This window comes from Coriobacteriaceae bacterium (assembly GCA_025757745.1).
GTDB lineage: Bacteria > Actinomycetota > Coriobacteriia > Coriobacteriales > Coriobacteriaceae > Collinsella.
Window position 1 is genome coordinate 324473 of sequence record CP107217.1, and the last position, 15645, is coordinate 340117.

Consider the following 15645-nt stretch of genomic DNA (forward strand, 5'->3'; position numbering starts at 1 on the left):
TTTTATCCCTATGCTGCGTGCGATGATTGTGGATGATGAGGCGCCGGCTCGCTCGGAGCTTCGCTTCCTGCTCGAGCAAACGGGCAAGATCGGCACGATCACGGAGGCGTCGAGCGTCCGCTCCGCCATCGAGATGCTTATGGAAAGTCGCGTGGATGTCGTGTTTCTCGATATCTCGATGCCCGGTGCCTCGGGCCTGCAACTTGCCGAGGCGCTGCATAAGCTCAAAAATCCGCCGGCGATCGTGTTTGTGACTGCGTATAGCGACCATGCGGTCGAGGCATTCGACGTCGATGCCGTCGATTATCTGATGAAGCCTGTCGAGGAAGCTCGCTTGGATCGCGCGATCGAGAAGGTCATGCAACGCGCCAAGCCGGTTACGGACAGCAAAGTGACCATCGAGCGTATCCCGGTGGAAAAGGGCGGCCGCAAGGTGCTCATTCCCGTGGACGACATTCGCTTTATCATGGCCAAGGACGATTACTCCTGCATCTATACCGTCGATGATCGCTTTTTGTCGACGACCTCGCTGGCGCAGTTTGAGGCCAAGCTCTGCGACTTTGGCTTCTTCCGTGTTCACCGCCGCTATATCGTCAACTTGGCGTGCGTTACGGACGTCGAGACGGTGCCCTCGGGCGCCATCCAGCTGGGCATTACGGGCGTCGACGAACGCGTGCCGGTTTCGCGCCGCCGCGTCGTGCCGCTCAAGAAGGCCTTGAGTCTCTAGCACACTGGCCCCGCAGCCCTGTAGACCCATCGTCTGCGGAGCCGTGGGGCCTTTTTTGTATGTATCTGCCGAATCGTTTTTTTGCGGAAGGGATCCCATGAACAGTGCAAGCGCCAAGCGTATCGACATCATCTCGGACACCCACGGCTATTTATCGCCTGCGCTCCTGGACGAGCTTGAGGGCGCAGACCTGATTATCCACGCCGGCGACCTCACGTCAGAGATGGACTACGAGCACCTATGCACCATCGCCCCCGTGCGGGCCGTACTGGGCAACAACGATTACTACCGCGACTACGGCCCCGATGTAGACCGTCTTGCGCTCTTTACCTACGAAGGCCTCAAATTCGCCGTAGCCCACTACCGTGAAGACCTTCCGGTGGGATCCGTGGACGTAGCCATCAACGGTCACACCCACGTAACCAAAGAAGCCCAAGTAGGCCGCTGCCTGGTCCTCAACCCAGGCAGTGCCAGCTATCCAAGAGGCACCCGAGGCCCCACCATGGCCAGAATGCTCGTCAAGGACGGCAAGATTCTGAGCACCAAATTTATTGACCTAGAGTAGGTGCAACAAAAACGGGGGATGCAGATCGCATCTCCCGTTTTTCTTTGAGCCAAAGGCCGAAGTTCAACAACAATCTTAGACAACCCTGCCGAGGAGAACGGGGACCTCGAGCCGCGGAAGCGGCGAGGAACAAAGTCTTTGAAGCAAGTGACGGCAGGGAGGGTCTCCGGGGCCGGCTGGCGCGGGTTGAGTTTGTCGCGAGTTCCGCACGCAAAGGAAAGCACTTAATGTGCTTTCCGTCTTGCGCAGGACTGTAGAGCAGCAAACTCAACCCGCGCCAGCCGGCCCCGGAGACCCTCCCGGAGGGACCGAAAAACTTTTTCAAAAAAGTTGTTGCGCGCCGGACAGACTTCTGTGTATACTAATCCCCGCAGCGCACGCGAGCGGAAACAAACGCGAACGCCTGCCTGGGGAGTTAGCTCAGTTTGGTTAGAGCGCCGGCCTGTCACGTCGGAGGTCGCGGGTTCGAGCCCCGTACTTCCCGCCAACGCAATTAAAGCCACGTCTTCGGACGTGGCTTTTTGCGTTTGATGCACTTTGTTTCGATAGAACGATCGCCCTGGCGCATCTTCGCCCAGAATCCCCGCGCCTTCGGGAACGCAAGTAAAATCTAATAAGTATATTTGTCTGAACAACAGCTTTGTTGCGCAACACCTGTTCAACGAGACAGGGGGTTAGGTTATACTAAATTGCACTGTAGGCCGCATCTGATGCATTTCGCTCCGAGCGCGGCGTTCAGTGGATATCCGATTTACCATTTGGATGTCCTAGCGGTCATTTAGCGTCTCGACACAAGCTCGCCCCCGGAGCTCGTTCGAGCTGTTCGTATTCCTTGAAAGGGGAAAAATGGACATATCGAGGAAGACTGATTACGCCCTTCGTATGTTGGCGATGCTTGCCGAGGATCCGGAGCGTTTGCTTTCTGTTCGCACCGCTGCCGAAGAGGTCAATGTTCCGTATTCGTTTGCCCGCTCGATTCAGCACGGTTTGGTCCAGGCCGGTATTGTGGAGAGCCTGCGTGGCGTCCACGGTGGCATGCGTCTCAAGGTCAGTCCGGACGACGTTACCATTCGTCAGGTCGTCGAGGCCGTTCAGGGCCCTATGGTTATGAATGATTGCACCGCACCCGATGGCGACTGTGCGCGCATGGGCACGTGCTGCTATCATCCCCTGTGGGCCGGAGCCCAGGCGCTGATGCGCGACTATCTCGATTCCGTTTCGCTCGGCGATATCGTCGCCCATCGCCAGTTTCCGGCTGTCGATCCCAAGTTCGCCGACCGCGATGCGTTTCCCGAGTACGCCGCTTGCGCGTATGCTTGCCGGGAGGAATAGCGCCGCATAAGGAGCATTGTCATGATTCAGGACCCCTTTCGTTCGATGATTCGTTCGGAAGGGGTCCTGCGTTATCGCGACCTTCCGTGGCGCCGCACGCGCGACCCGTATATCATCTGGCTTTCCGAGGTCATGCTGCAGCAGACGCAGGTGCCGCGCGTGGAGACGCGCATGCCGGCGTGGCTCGATCGCTTTCCTACTGTCCAAGCGCTTGCTCAGGCCGCCCCTTCCGATGTCTTGGACGCGTGGCAGGGGATGGGCTACAATCGCCGCGCCCTGGCGCTTCACAGGGCTGCACAGTGCGTTGTGGAGGACTGGGATGGGGAGTTTCCGCGCGAGACGCACGATCTGGTCGCGCTGCCCGGCATTGGCCCGGCGACGGCGCAGGGCATCCGTTCGTTTGCATTCGATCTTCCAGGCGTGTATCTGGAGACCAACGTGCGCACGGTCTTTTTGCATCATTTCTTTCCCGATGTGCCGGCCGTTCCCGATCGCGAGCTGGTGCCGCTGATTCAAGCCGCCTGTCCGGCGGCCCCCGGTGCGGCGGCGGACGAAATTGCGCCCTTTGCCGCGCCTCAAGACGATGCCGACACGCCGCGCGCGTGGTATTACGCGTTGCTGGATTACGGCGCGTATCTTAAAAAGACGCTGCCCAATCCGTCCAGGCGATCGGCGGGCTATAGTCGTCAGTCCAAGTTTGAGGGCTCGCGTCGCCAAAAGCGCGCCCACATTGTGCGCATGCTGCTGGCGGCGCGCGATGGGCAGCCGGCAGGTATTACGGTTGATGAAGCTGTTACAGGCGTTAACGAGATGGAGACGGCAGCCGGCCGAGAGTCGGTCGAGCGCGAACTGGTCGCAAGCATCCTTGCCGATCTGGAGCGCGAGGGCTTTTGCCGCTCCGAGGGCGATCGTTGGTTGAGCGTGTAGCCCGCTCAAATCTGAAGAACAGGATTATAAGGTTTAAATTCTCGGCATGAGGGCATCCTAAAGACAGGGCCGCTCAAAGCCTATGGGCGGCACGTGTTGAAGGGAAGTACACCTATGGATTTTGAGAACTCTCAGACCAAGAAGAACCTCGAGACTGCTTTTGCCGGTGAGTCCCAGGCACACACCAAGTATCGCTACTATGCATCCAAGGCCAAAAAGGACGGCTACGTTCAGATCTCGAATATCTTTGCCGAGACGGCGGGCAACGAGTCCGAGCATGCCAAGCTGTGGTTTAAGTATCTGCACGACGGCGCCGTTCCGGGCACTCTGGACAACCTGCGCGACGCCGCCGCGGGCGAGAACTACGAGTGGACCACGATGTATGACGAGTTTGCCAAGACCGCCGAGGAGGAGGGCTTTGCCGAGATCGCCGAGAAGTTCCGCGGCGTCGCCGCTGTCGAGAAGGCCCACGAAGAGCGCTATAACAAGCTCGTCGAGCGCATTGAATCGGGTGAGGTGTTTGAGCGCGAGGGCGTAAAGGTGTGGAAGTGCTTGAACTGCGGGCACCTGCATGTTGGTGCCGAGGCGCCCGAGGTGTGCCCGGTGTGCAACCACCCGAAGGCGTACTTTGAGGAGCAGGTGGTGAACTACTAGCGCGTGGTGCTAGCGTGAGCTGGGCCGGGAGGGCCGGACTACCTTCCCTCCTCGCTCACGGCTTCGCAGGGTCGCGTTGAGGGAAGGTAGTCCGGCCCTCCCGGCCCGCTTCGGGTCGTCGCGTGCTCGTTACTGAAAAGCTGATTAGAAGTTTGTGTGCCGCCCCTTTTGGGGCGGCACTTTTTGTGTGGGGTCCCGGTCTTCACAATTTCCGTCAAGCTTTTGGTTAGGTTTTGGTCGGTTGGCGTAAGGGCGGAAGGGCAAAAGATCATTCGATAAAAAAGCTCAGAGAAAGTGCTGGTAGGGGAGTTGTTGAGGTTTTCGACAGCTTTCTGACTATAGAATCTTTGCGGCTATTGCCGCGGATTTCGTTGCCGCGGCCGCGATGGTGCGGGATGCTGGGCGTAAGCGTCGAATGCTCAGATTGAGGAGGCCAACATGGATCTGTTTCTTGAGACCCCGCGGCAACAAGCCGAGCGCATGTTGCGCCAGCAGCAACGGCTTATGGAGATGCAAATGCAAGGGGCGGCCGTCCAGCCTCCTGTGCAAAACGCCGCGCCCGCGGTATCGTCTGCGGATGAGGTGGACCCAGGAGCCTATTCCGTACAGCAAGATTCATATGCGCAGGAGCTTGCGTTCGACAAGCGTCGTGCGCGTCGCCGTCGTTGGACCCAGCGCCTGCGTACGCTGGCGATGATCGTGCTGATCCCGTTAGGGCTCGCGGCAATCTTCTTGGCCTCATATGCCCTCACGTGCATTCTCAACGGCGCCTCGCCCAGCGAGGTGCTTGAGCACTTAGCAGCTCTCGGCCAGCGCCTAAGCGATGTCGTAGCAACCATCCGCGCCGGCTGGGAGAGTTAGCGTTTTAGTACCTGTGGCCCAAAATCCATTTGTCCGATTGCCGCGTGACGCCCGGTGCGTGTGGCGGGGTAAGATTGATCGCGGTTTTGATTGATGATCGATTGAGTTTGTTGGGCGGAGTCTATGTCTGCTATTGATATCGTGCTTGTTGTGATTGCTTTGGTGGCGGTGGGGGTTGCTGTGGCTTGTGCCCTGCAGCTTAAGGGCCTTCGTGCCGAGCTGCAGGAGCGTGGCGATGACGGGGCAGAGATGCTGGCTGCGCTCGAGCAGGCCAACAACGCGCTCGACACCCTCAACGTCGCGTTGGCAGAAACCCGCCGCACGGCAAATGCCATCGCGCAACAGCAGACGACCGATGCGGCCGTAGAGCAGCAGCGTTACCTGACCATCGCGCGTGAGCTCTCGCAGGCTGGCGACCGTATGGATGACCTGCGCCGCGAGACGGCCCAACAGCTCGGTGCCAACCGCGAGGGCATCGAGCACCGCCTGGACAAGGTGCGCGAGACGGTCGATGCCCAGCTGGGCGCCATCCGCAAGGACAACAACGTGCAGCTCGATCAGATGCGCGCGACGGTGGACGAGAAACTCTCCCGTACGCTCAACGATCGCCTGTCTGCATCGTTTAAGCAGGTGAGCGACCAGCTCGAGGCTGTGTACAAGGGTTTGGGCGATATGCAGTCTATCGCCACCGGCGTGGGCGACCTCAAGCGCGTGCTGGGCAATGTAAAAGCGCGCGGCATTTTGGGCGAGGTACAGCTGGGTGCAATCCTGGCGGACATCCTTACGCCCGACCAGTATCTGGAAAACGTCGCCACCAAGCCCGGCGCCTCGGAGCGCGTTGAGTTTGCCGTCAAGCTGCCGGTGGACGAGGGCGATCCCGTGCTGCTGCCGATCGACTCCAAATTCCCGGGCGACGCGTACGAGCATCTGCTCGACGCGCAAGAGTCGGGTGATGCCGAAGCTGTGGCCACCGCGCGCAAGACACTCGACGCTATGGTGAAACGCGAGGCAAAGGACATCTGCGAAAAGTACCTGAGCGTGCCCGCGACCACCAATTTTGGCATTATGTTCGTGCCGTTTGAGGGCCTGTACGCCGAGGTCGTCAGCCGCCCCGGGCTTATCGAGACCCTGGGCCGCGACTATTACGTTAACGTTGCCGGCCCCAGCACCATGGCGGCCATCCTCAACAGCCTGCAGATGAGCTACCAGACGTTTAAGTTGCAAAAACGCACCGATGACGTGCTGCGCGTGCTCTCTGCCGTCAAGGCCGAGCTGCCGCGCTGTCAGGCGGCGCTGCGCCGCGCCCAGCAGCAGATCGAGACCGCAGGAAAGACGGTCGAGGGCATCATCACCACGCGTACCAACGTTATGGAGCGCAAGCTCAAGGATATCGACGCGCTGGAAGACGCGCGGGAGGCCGACGAGATCTTGGGACTCACGTCTGCGGAGCTGCTCGCAGACCAAAAAGACGAGGACTAGCTGCATCTGACGGCGGGGCGCCTGCGCAAGCGCGGGACGCGGGCGCTTTTCGCGTCGCACTTGCCTGAAGTGCGCTTTAGTGTGCAACAATGGCGTTTCGCCCTATCAGACGCGAAAGGAAGCCCATGTCTCAGAGAAACACCAGTCCGCTCAAACGCTCCACCGTGCGCCGCACGCTGCAGCGTTTTTGGGACGTCACGCGCACGCAGCCGCTGATCGTCTTTCTCTCGGTGTTCTCGTCGGCGGGCTACATCTTTTTGCTCACGTTTGCCAACACCTACGTGATGGCCCTCATCGTCGACCGCGTCCAAGCGGGTTCCGTGGCGGGCGATCAAGTATTCGAGGTCTTTGGTCCCTACATTCTGGCGCTCGTGCTCGTTAACCTAGTGGGCCAGATCCTCTCCAAGCTGCAGGACTACACCGTCTACAAGCTCGAGATTGCGGGTAACTATCACTTGGCGCGCCTGTGCTTCGACACGCTCTCCAATCAATCCATGACATTTCACACCAGCCGCTTTGGCGGATCGCTCGTGAGCCAGACGAGTCGTTTTATGAGCGGCTATACGGGGCTGGTAGACGTGACGGTGTATTCGCTCATTCCCACTATCACCTCGGTTGTCTGCACGGTGGCGGCGCTCGCTCCGGTGGTGCCGACGTTTACCGTGATCCTGGTGGGCATCATGGTCGTCTACATCGCGTTTGTCTGGCTTATGTATAAGCGCATCATGCCGCTTTCGGCCGCGACGTCCGCCGCGCAGAACAAGCTGTCGGGTGTGCTGTCCGACGCGGTCACGAACATCCTGGCCGTCAAGACCTGTGGGCGCGAGGACTTTGAGCGCGACCTGTTCGATGCCGCCGACCGCGCCGCGCGCGACGCCGAGACGGTTTCGATGCACGCCATGATGCAGCGCAACTTTACGACCTCGGGCCTTATCGTCATCACCATGGCCGTGGTGAGCGTGTTCGTCGCGGGAGGCAACGCGTGGTTTGACATCTCTGCCGGCGCGCTCGTCATGATTTTTACCTATACGTACAACCTCACCATGCGTCTGAACTACGTAAGCTCCATGATGCAGCGCATCAACCGCGCGCTCGGTGATGCGGCCGAGATGACGCGCGTGCTGGACGAGCCGCGTCTGGTGGCAGACGACGAGAACGCTCCCGAGCTTAAAGTGACCGAAGGTGCGATTGATTTTGAGCACCTGAGCTTTGCATACCGTGACGCCGCGGCGGGCGAGAACGTGTTCGACGACCTGACGCTTCACGTGGCGGCGGGCCAGCGCGTGGGCCTGGTGGGCAAATCGGGCTCGGGCAAGACGACGCTCACCAAGCTGTTGCTGCGCCTGGACGACGTACAGGGCGGCCGCGTGCTCGTGGACGGTCAGGACGTCTCGCGCTGTACGCAGCAGAGCCTGCGCCGCCAGGTTGCCTACGTGCCGCAGGAGGCGCTGCTGTTCCATCGCACCATTCGCGAGAATATCGCCTACGGACGCCCCGACGCCACCGACGAGCAGATCCGCGAGGCCGCGCGCCTGGCAAATGCCCTGGAGTTTATCGACCGTCTGCCCAACGGCTTTGACACCATGGTGGGCGAACGCGGCGTTAAGCTTTCGGGCGGTCAGCGCCAGCGCGTGGCCATTGCCCGCGCTATCCTGACCGACGCGCCGATCCTGGTGCTCGACGAGGCGACGTCTGCCTTGGACAGCGAGTCCGAGGCGCTGGTGCAGGAGGCGCTCGAGAACCTGATGCGCGGTCGCACCTCCATTGTGGTGGCACATCGCCTGTCTACCGTGGCGGCGCTCGATCGCATCGTGGTGCTGGCGGACGGCGAGATTGTCGAGGACGGTACGCATGCGCAGCTTGTCGAGGCGGGCGGCGAGTACGCAAGCCTGTGGGGCCGCCAGACCGGCGCATTTTTGGAGGCGTAAAGACCCCATACGTGGGACAATCGTGCCCATAGGTTTGTTATGCCGCTGAAGCGAGGAGTCATTATGCCACGCGAGACCAATGCCGCCAAACGCGAGCGCGCCGTTGAGGTGTGCGAGCGCCTCAACCGTCGCTATGGCCCGGTCGAGTGTTTTTTGGATCACGAGAATCCCTTTAGGCTGCTCATTGCCGTACTGCTCTCGGCGCAGACGACCGACGCGCAGGTCAACAAGGTGACGCCGCGGCTGTTTGCCCAGTGGCCCACGCCCGAGGCCATGGCGGGGGCGAGCGTGGCCGATGTGGCCGGTACCATTAAGTCACTCGGCTTTTATAAGAGCAAGGCCAAGCACGCCGTGGAAGCCGCGCAGATGATCGTCACCGATTACGGCGGCGAGGTACCGGCCGACATGAAGGAGCTCGTCAAACTGCCGGGTGTGGGGCGCAAAACGGCGAACATCGTGCTCAGCGTGGGGTTTGGCATTGTCGAGGGCATCGCGGTCGATACGCACGTCAACCGCATTGCACACCGCCTGATGCTGAGCCCCAAGACGCATGCCAAGGAGCCGCTCAAGACCGAGCAAGATCTGCTCAAGATTTTGCCGCACGAGTATTGGGAGTCGGTCAACCACCAGTGGATTACCTTTGGCCGCGAGATCTGCGATGCCCGCAAGCCTAAGTGCGACGAGTGCCCGCTGGCGGATTTGTGTCCCAGCGTGCGCGTGGCGGGGTAGGGCGGAACGCATTTTCGTCTGGCGTTTTTTGCGGGGCTGGGTTTGCCCTTGAGCCGGAGTCCTCTCCATGCGTTACCATGACAGACAATGTATTTGACGTACGACCCGCCGAGCTTGCCCCGGCGGGCTTTTGGCGTTGCAATGCCGGAGGAACAGCATGCTCATTCACCGTATAGCCGCGCAGCTCTACACTGCCGAGGCCTTGCAGACCGTCGAGGCCGGACTCGATGCTGGCGAGGACGTGACGCTGGCTGTGTCGCAGTCGGGCCGCACGCTTATGGCGGCCGCCCAGTTTGCGCGCCGTCCGCGCCCGACGGTCTATATCGTGAGCGGCGAGGATGCGGCCGATCGCGCCGTGCGTGGCCTTGCCGCCTACGTGGGCCTAGCGCACGTGTGCCGTTTTCCCGAGCGCAAGGACTATCCGTGGCGCGAGCAGGCGCCCGACGACGCCGTGGTAGCCCAGCGCTGCGAGGCGCTCGGGCGCATCGTACGCGGGGACAACTGCATCATGGTCGCCTCGGCCCGCGCACTGCTGCGTTGCGTGCCGCCGGTCGAGAGCCGCTACTGGGAGTCGACGACCTTTGCGGTGGGCGAGGAGATTCCCTTTGACGAGGTGCCACAGCGTCTGGTGGGCATGGGCTACACCAATGCCGGCGCCGCCGACGCGCCCGGCCTGTTCCGTGTGCACGGCGACACCGTCGAGGTGTTTCCCGCGCAGGAAAAGGCGCCCGTGCGCATTGAGTTTTTCGGCGACGAGATCGACCGCATCCGCCGCATGGTGAGTTCAACGGGCCAGACCATCGGCAACGAAGACAGCATCGAGATCTTCCCGTGCCGCGAGCTGGCGCTTACCGACGAGGCCGTCCACAACATGCACGTGGCGCTCTACCGCGCAAGCCAGGACGACAGCAAGCTGGCGGCGCTGCTCGAGATGGTGGATGCACGTATCGTCACGCCTGAACTCGACCGCTTTTTGCCGGTGATGTACGGCCAGACCGTAAGCCCGCTGGCGCACGTGAGCGGCAAGGCGCTCGTGGTTTTGTCCGAGCCGCGCTCGCTGTTCGACGATTGCCTGCGCGCCTACGAGGATATCGAGGCGCGTGCCGGCGAGGCGGGGGTCGACCGCCTGGACGGCCTGTACGTGCGTGCCCAGCAACTCGACTTTGGCGCTCAACAGCGCCTGAACTACGTGAGCCTCATCCGTGCCGGCGGTGCGGTGACGGCCGAGCTCAAGATTGAGCAGCCTGCTATCGCAGGCTCGGACAACCGTTTTATGACGCGCATCCAGGAGGTCGTGGGCAAGCGCTATGCCTGCGTGTTTGCCATCCCCGACCGCGGTGCGCGCGAGTCGATGGAGCTCACCTTTGGCGACGAGGGCATTACCTTTGAGGAATCGCTGACCGCGGCGCCCGAAAATACCGGCGCTATCGGCGACCGCGTGCGCGTGGCAGCGGCGGATTCCGCCGACCGTGCCGCACGCCAGGAGGCCCATGCTTCCATTCGCGAGCGTCGCGCCGACGCGCTCAACGCCCGCCCGCTCGAGGCGGGCGCCGCGCAGGCTGCCGCCGGCGCCGCCGTGCCCACCATCTCGCGCGGGCGCGTGACCTTTGTGGACGCTGCCCTGCCGCAGGGCGTGGTGGTGCCCGACGCCAATTTTGCCGTGTTCTCGATCGCCGACCTCAACGCTCGCATGGATGCCAACCGCGCGCGCAGCCGCCGCAAGGTTGACATTACACAGATCACCTTCCCGTTTAAGCCGGGCGACTACGTGGTGCACGCTACCCACGGTATCGCGCTCTTTAGCGAGATCGCGCGCCAGGAAGTGGGCGGCAAGGAACGCGACTACTTTTTGCTGGAATACGCCGATGGCGACAAGCTCTACGTGCCGCTGGAGCAGGTTGACCGCATTACGCGCTACGTTGGTCCCGACGGCGATAAACCGCGCTTGACCAGGCTCAACACCGCCGACTGGACGCGGGCCACCAACAAGGCGCGCAAGAATGCCAAAAAGCTGGCGTTTGACCTGGTCGACCTGTATACGCGCCGCTCGTCGATTACCGGTATCGCCTGTCCGCCCGACACGCCCGAGCAGATCGAGATGGAGGAAAGCTTCCCCTACGACGAGACGCGCGACCAGCTGGAGGCTATCGCCGACATCAAGGCCGACATGGAGGCACCCAAGCCCATGGACCGCCTACTGTGCGGCGACGTGGGTTTCGGCAAGACCGAGGTCGCCCTGCGCGCGGCCTTTAAGTGCGTGGACTCCGGCCGCCAGGTCATGGTGCTCTGCCCCACGACCATTCTGGCCCAACAGCACTACGAGACATTCTTTGAGCGCTTTGCCCCGTTTGGCCTGGAGGTCGAGGTGCTCAGCCGCTTCCGCACCTCGGCGCAGCAAAAGCGCGCGCTCAAGGCGTTTGCCGAGGGCACGATCGATGTGCTCATCGGCACGCACCGCTTGCTTTCTGCCGATGTGAACCCCAAGAACCTGGGCCTGGTGATCATCGACGAGGAGCAGCGCTTTGGTGTGCAGCACAAGGAGCAGCTCAAAAACCTGCGCGAGCAAATCGACGTGCTCACGCTCTCGGCAACGCCCATCCCGCGTACCATGCAGATGGCCACGAGCGGCGTGCGCGATATGAGTCTGATCACCACGCCGCCGACCGGGCGTCGTCCCGTGATCGTGCACGTGGGGGAGTACGACCCCGACGTGGTGAGTGCGGCGATTCGCCTAGAGGTGGGCCGCGGCGGTCAGGTGTATTACGTGTCCAACCGCGTCAAGACCATCGACGATGCCGTGGCGCGCGTGCACGAGGCCGCGCCCGAGGCGCGCGTGGGCGTGGCGCACGGCAAGATGAGCCCGCGCGAGGTCGAGGACGTGATGATCGAGTTTGCGACCAAAAAGATCGACGTGCTTATCGCCACGACCATCGTGGAGAGCGGTATCGACAACGCGACCGCCAACACGCTGATCATCGAGGACTCGCAGCGCTTGGGCCTGGCGCAGCTCTACCAGCTCAAGGGTCGTGTGGGTCGCTCTGCCACGCAGGCCTACGCGTACTTTATGTTCCCGGGCGAGCTGCCACTCACCGAGGAGGCGACGGCGCGCCTGACCGCACTTTCCGAGTTCCAGGACCTGGGCAGCGGCATGCGCATCGCCATGCGCGACCTGGAGATTCGCGGCGCCGGCTCGCTTATGGGCGCCGAGCAGCACGGCAACCTGTCGAGCGTGGGCTTTGACCTGTTTACGCAGATGCTGGGCCAGGCGGTGGCCGAGGCGCGCGGCGATGACGACGCCGGCGTGGAGGCGGCGAGCGTGGGCATTAACCTGCCGGCCGACTACTTCTTGTCCGAGGAGTACCTGCCGGCGGTGGATCAGCGCGTGCTCGTGTACCGCAGGCTCGCAGCGGCCGAGGACCTGGAGAGCATCGATGAGGTGCAGGAGGAGACCGAGGCTGCGCATGGCGAGCTGCCGTTGGCGGGGCTCAACTTGTTCAACCGCGCGCGCATCCGCATTCGCGGCGAGCGTCTGGGGCTCGAGAGCGTCACGCTCAGTGGCGGTCGCATCACGTTTTTGGGCGTCGACGTGCCCAAGAAGGTGGCCTTTGAGCTTAAGACTCGCTATGGCGCGGTGAATTTCCCCAAGAGCCGCAAGCTGTCGGTACCCTACAAGGCAGGCGCCGGTGCGGGCAGCGGCCTGGGTCGCGGCCTCGACGCCAATGACGGTACCGGCCCCGTGGCCGCGGCGCTCATGCTGCTACAGCAGCTGGGTGCGAGCGACGACGACTAACGGGTCGACGCTGCAAACGCCCCGTTTGGGCAATCTGGCTCCATCGAAAGGAAAGCATGTTCGGATACATCTATAAGAAAGATGCCGCCATGATCGCGGTTGTCCTGTGTCTTTGTCTGGGCGTGGGCAGTTTCTTCGATTATCAGATCTCGAGCGCGCTGTTCAACATCGGCAGCATGTACGGCCGCTTTATCGAGGCCGCCGGCGAGCTGCCGTTCGAACTGACGGCGAGCGTCGCGGGCGTTATGCTCGTGCGCTCGGCACGCCCCGATTCCAAGACGAGCAAGTGGCTTGCTGCGCTGGGCGTTCTGATCAACGTTGGCCTGGCCGGCTACGAGATCGTTTCGTCTCTGAAGGTTGGCGGCAAACTCATTGCCGTTCAGCTGGTGCTGACGTTTGTACTGGTTATCGCCGCCAACCTCATCGTCTATCGCCTCACGTGCACGACCGAGCCCGACGAGCTCACGCGCTGGGCGTTGATGGTGCTTGCCGTGTGGGTCGCTCAGGCCATTATTCTCAACGTGGTCGTCAAACCGTTGTGGTCGCGCCCGCGCATGCGCGTGATCGAGGTGACGCAGGGGCTCGATTTTCAGCCGTGGTGGGTGATCGGTAACCCCGACAAGTGGGCCTTTATTACCGCCGGCGTGATCAAGGACGGCTTCAAGTCGTTTGCGAGTGGACATACGGCGCACGCGGCGATCGGTCTTATGCTCGCCGGGCTTCCCGCGGCGGCCTTTAAGGAAAAGCCCTCGCGCCGTCGCGTGGTCTTTTGGGCGGCGGCTGTGGTCGCGGCGTTCGTAGCCTTTGGGCGCATCGTGATTGGAGCACACTTTTTGAGTGACGTGAGCTGCGGCTTTGCCCTGGTGCTGGCGCTTGAGTGCCTTGCCGCGCGCATTGCCTATCCCAACGGCGTACAATAGCCCCGTTTGAATCATCGGGTCCGTGCCCGACTAGAGAGGATTGCCATGCTCGCGTTTAACAACGACTATTCCCACGGCGCACATCCGGCAGTGCTGCAGGCACTCGTCGACACCAACATGGAACCGCAGCCCGGCTACGGTACCGATGCGCACACCGAGCGTGCCAAGCAGCTTATCCGCGAGGCCTGTCAGGCCCCCGATGCCGACGTGTTTTTTCTGGTGGGCGGTACGCAGACCAACGCGACGGTGATCGACATGCTGCTTGCGCCCTACGAGGGCGTCGTTGCTGCCGAGACTGGCCACGTCGCCTGTCACGAGGCGGGCGCCATCGAGTTTGGCGGCCACAAGGTACTCACCATCCCCGGCTACGAGGGCAAGATGCACGCCGAGGACCTCGAGAGCTATATCCAGGTGTTCTACGAAAACGAGAGCTACGAGCACACGGTGTTTCCGGGCGCTGTGTACGTGAGCCTATCGACCGAGTACGGCACGCTGTATTCCAAGGCCGAGCTCGCGGCGATTCATGCGGTGTGCCAGAAGCGCGAGATTCCGCTGTTTGTGGACGGCGCCCGTCTGGCCTATGCGCTGGCGGCCGATGAGTGCGACATTACCCTGCCCGAGCTGGCGCAGCTGTGCGACGTGTTCTACATCGGCGGCACCAAGTGCGGCGCTCTGTGTGGCGAGGCTGTGGTGTTTTGCGGCATGCACACCCCGGCGCATCCCATTCCGCGTATTAAGCAGCACGGCGCGCTGCTTGCCAAGGGCCGCCTGACGGGTGTGCAGTTCGAGGCCCTTTTTACCGATGGCCTGTATTTTGAGATTGGTCGCCAGGCGATTGAGACCGCTCAGGCGCTGCGTCGCGTGCTGCACGAGCGCGGCTACCAGTTCTTCTTGGAGACGCCGACCAACCAGCAGTTTGTGATTCTGCCCAACGAGGACATGGCCCGCATTCGCGAGCATGCGGCGATCGAGTACTGGGAAAAGTACGACGATACTCACACGGTGGTGCGCTTTTGCACCAGCTGGGCCACGACGCAGGAGGATATCGACGCGTTGGCGGCTGTCCTGTAGCCTGATGTAATGACAAGGGGCCGCCCTGCGCCTGAGCTTGGCGCAGGGCGGCCTTTGCTTTTGGGGAGAAGGGTTGTATGACCGAGATGTCCGAGCCGACGATTCGCCTGGCGACGCCCGATGATGCGCCGGCGTTGCTTGCCATCTATGAGCCGTATGTGCGCCAGACGGCGATTACCTGCGAATACGAGGTGCCGAGCGTTGAGGAGTTCGCTGGGCGCATCGAGCGTACGCTCAAGCGCTATCCATATTTGGTGATGGAGTTGGACGGGCGTCCGGTAGGCTATGCCTACGTGAGTTCGCTTAACAGCCGCGAGGCGTACGACTGGTCGGTCGAGACATCGATCTACCTGGCGCGCGATGTGCGCCACGGCGGGCTGGGCCGCAAGCTGCACGACGCGCTCAAGCAATGTCTGATCGCGATGGGCATCACCAACATGTGCGCGCTCATTGCCGTGCCGCACGACAAGGACGACGAGTACCTGACGCACAACAGCCAGGATTTCCATGCCCATATGGGATATCGCCTGGTGGGCGCCTTCGACCGCTGCGCCCAAAAGTTCGGCCGCTGGTACGACATGTGCTGGATGGAGCTGGTCCTGGCCGAGCGCGTCCCTAACCAACCTAAGCCAACCTGGTTCCCCGACCTCCTCGCCTAAAAC

The 15645-nt window shown here is 62.0% G+C and carries 13 protein-coding genes and 1 tRNA gene; all 14 read left to right on the forward strand.

Annotated elements, in window-relative coordinates; translation table 11 throughout:
* Positions 1-10 precede the first annotated feature (10 nt).
* The 14 genes from OGM60_01270 to OGM60_01335 all read left to right on the forward strand — a co-directional run bounded on the left by OGM60_01270 (position 11) and on the right by OGM60_01335 (position 15642).
* Positions 11-727 carry a response regulator gene (locus OGM60_01270; protein UYI99452.1) on the forward strand — a complete coding sequence of 239 codons (717 nt, stop codon included), beginning with the start codon at positions 11-13 and terminating at the stop codon, positions 725-727.
* Between the two features lie 97 nt (positions 728-824).
* Positions 825-1292, forward strand: a complete 468-nt coding sequence (locus OGM60_01275) for a YfcE family phosphodiesterase (GenBank protein ID UYI99453.1) — start codon at positions 825-827, stop codon at positions 1290-1292.
* A 409-nt stretch (positions 1293-1701) separates the two neighbouring features.
* Positions 1702-1779 (forward strand) — tRNA-Asp (locus OGM60_01280).
* A gap of 359 nt (positions 1780-2138) precedes the next feature.
* Complete coding sequence (locus OGM60_01285) at positions 2139-2624, forward strand: Rrf2 family transcriptional regulator (GenBank protein UYI99454.1); 486 nt, start codon at positions 2139-2141, stop codon at positions 2622-2624.
* Between the two features lie 21 nt (positions 2625-2645).
* A complete protein-coding gene (locus tag OGM60_01290; protein ID UYI99455.1) occupies positions 2646-3551 on the forward strand; it encodes an adenine glycosylase in 906 nt (301 codons plus the stop codon).
* A gap of 114 nt (positions 3552-3665) precedes the next feature.
* The gene (locus tag OGM60_01295; GenBank protein ID UYI99456.1) at positions 3666-4205 is read left to right on the forward strand and encodes a rubrerythrin family protein; all 540 of its coding nucleotides are present in this window, start codon (positions 3666-3668) and stop codon (positions 4203-4205) included.
* A gap of 438 nt (positions 4206-4643) precedes the next feature.
* Complete coding sequence (locus tag OGM60_01300) at positions 4644-5066, forward strand: hypothetical protein (GenBank protein ID UYI99457.1); 423 nt, start codon at positions 4644-4646, stop codon at positions 5064-5066.
* Positions 5067-5189: 123 nt separating this feature from the next.
* The gene (gene rmuC / locus OGM60_01305; protein UYI99458.1) at positions 5190-6545 is read left to right on the forward strand and encodes a DNA recombination protein RmuC; all 1356 of its coding nucleotides are present in this window, start codon (positions 5190-5192) and stop codon (positions 6543-6545) included.
* A gap of 125 nt (positions 6546-6670) precedes the next feature.
* Complete coding sequence (locus tag OGM60_01310; protein UYI99459.1) at positions 6671-8473, forward strand: ABC transporter ATP-binding protein/permease; 1803 nt, start codon at positions 6671-6673, stop codon at positions 8471-8473.
* A 63-nt stretch (positions 8474-8536) separates the two neighbouring features.
* Positions 8537-9202, forward strand: coding sequence for an endonuclease III (gene nth, locus OGM60_01315; GenBank protein ID UYI99460.1), 666 nt, complete (start codon positions 8537-8539; stop codon positions 9200-9202).
* A 157-nt stretch (positions 9203-9359) separates the two neighbouring features.
* Positions 9360-12992, forward strand: coding sequence for a transcription-repair coupling factor (gene mfd / locus OGM60_01320; protein UYI99461.1), 3633 nt, complete (start codon positions 9360-9362; stop codon positions 12990-12992).
* Positions 12993-13048: 56 nt separating this feature from the next.
* Positions 13049-13912, forward strand: coding sequence for a phosphatase PAP2 family protein (locus OGM60_01325; protein UYI99462.1), 864 nt, complete (start codon positions 13049-13051; stop codon positions 13910-13912).
* A 45-nt stretch (positions 13913-13957) separates the two neighbouring features.
* Positions 13958-14983 (forward strand): aminotransferase class V-fold PLP-dependent enzyme, encoded by a 1026-nt coding sequence (locus tag OGM60_01330; protein ID UYI99463.1) that lies wholly within the window; start codon positions 13958-13960, stop codon positions 14981-14983.
* Between the two features lie 77 nt (positions 14984-15060).
* Positions 15061-15642 (forward strand): GNAT family N-acetyltransferase, encoded by a 582-nt coding sequence (locus OGM60_01335; GenBank protein ID UYI99464.1) that lies wholly within the window; start codon positions 15061-15063, stop codon positions 15640-15642.
* The last annotated feature ends 3 nt before the right edge of the window (positions 15643-15645 follow it).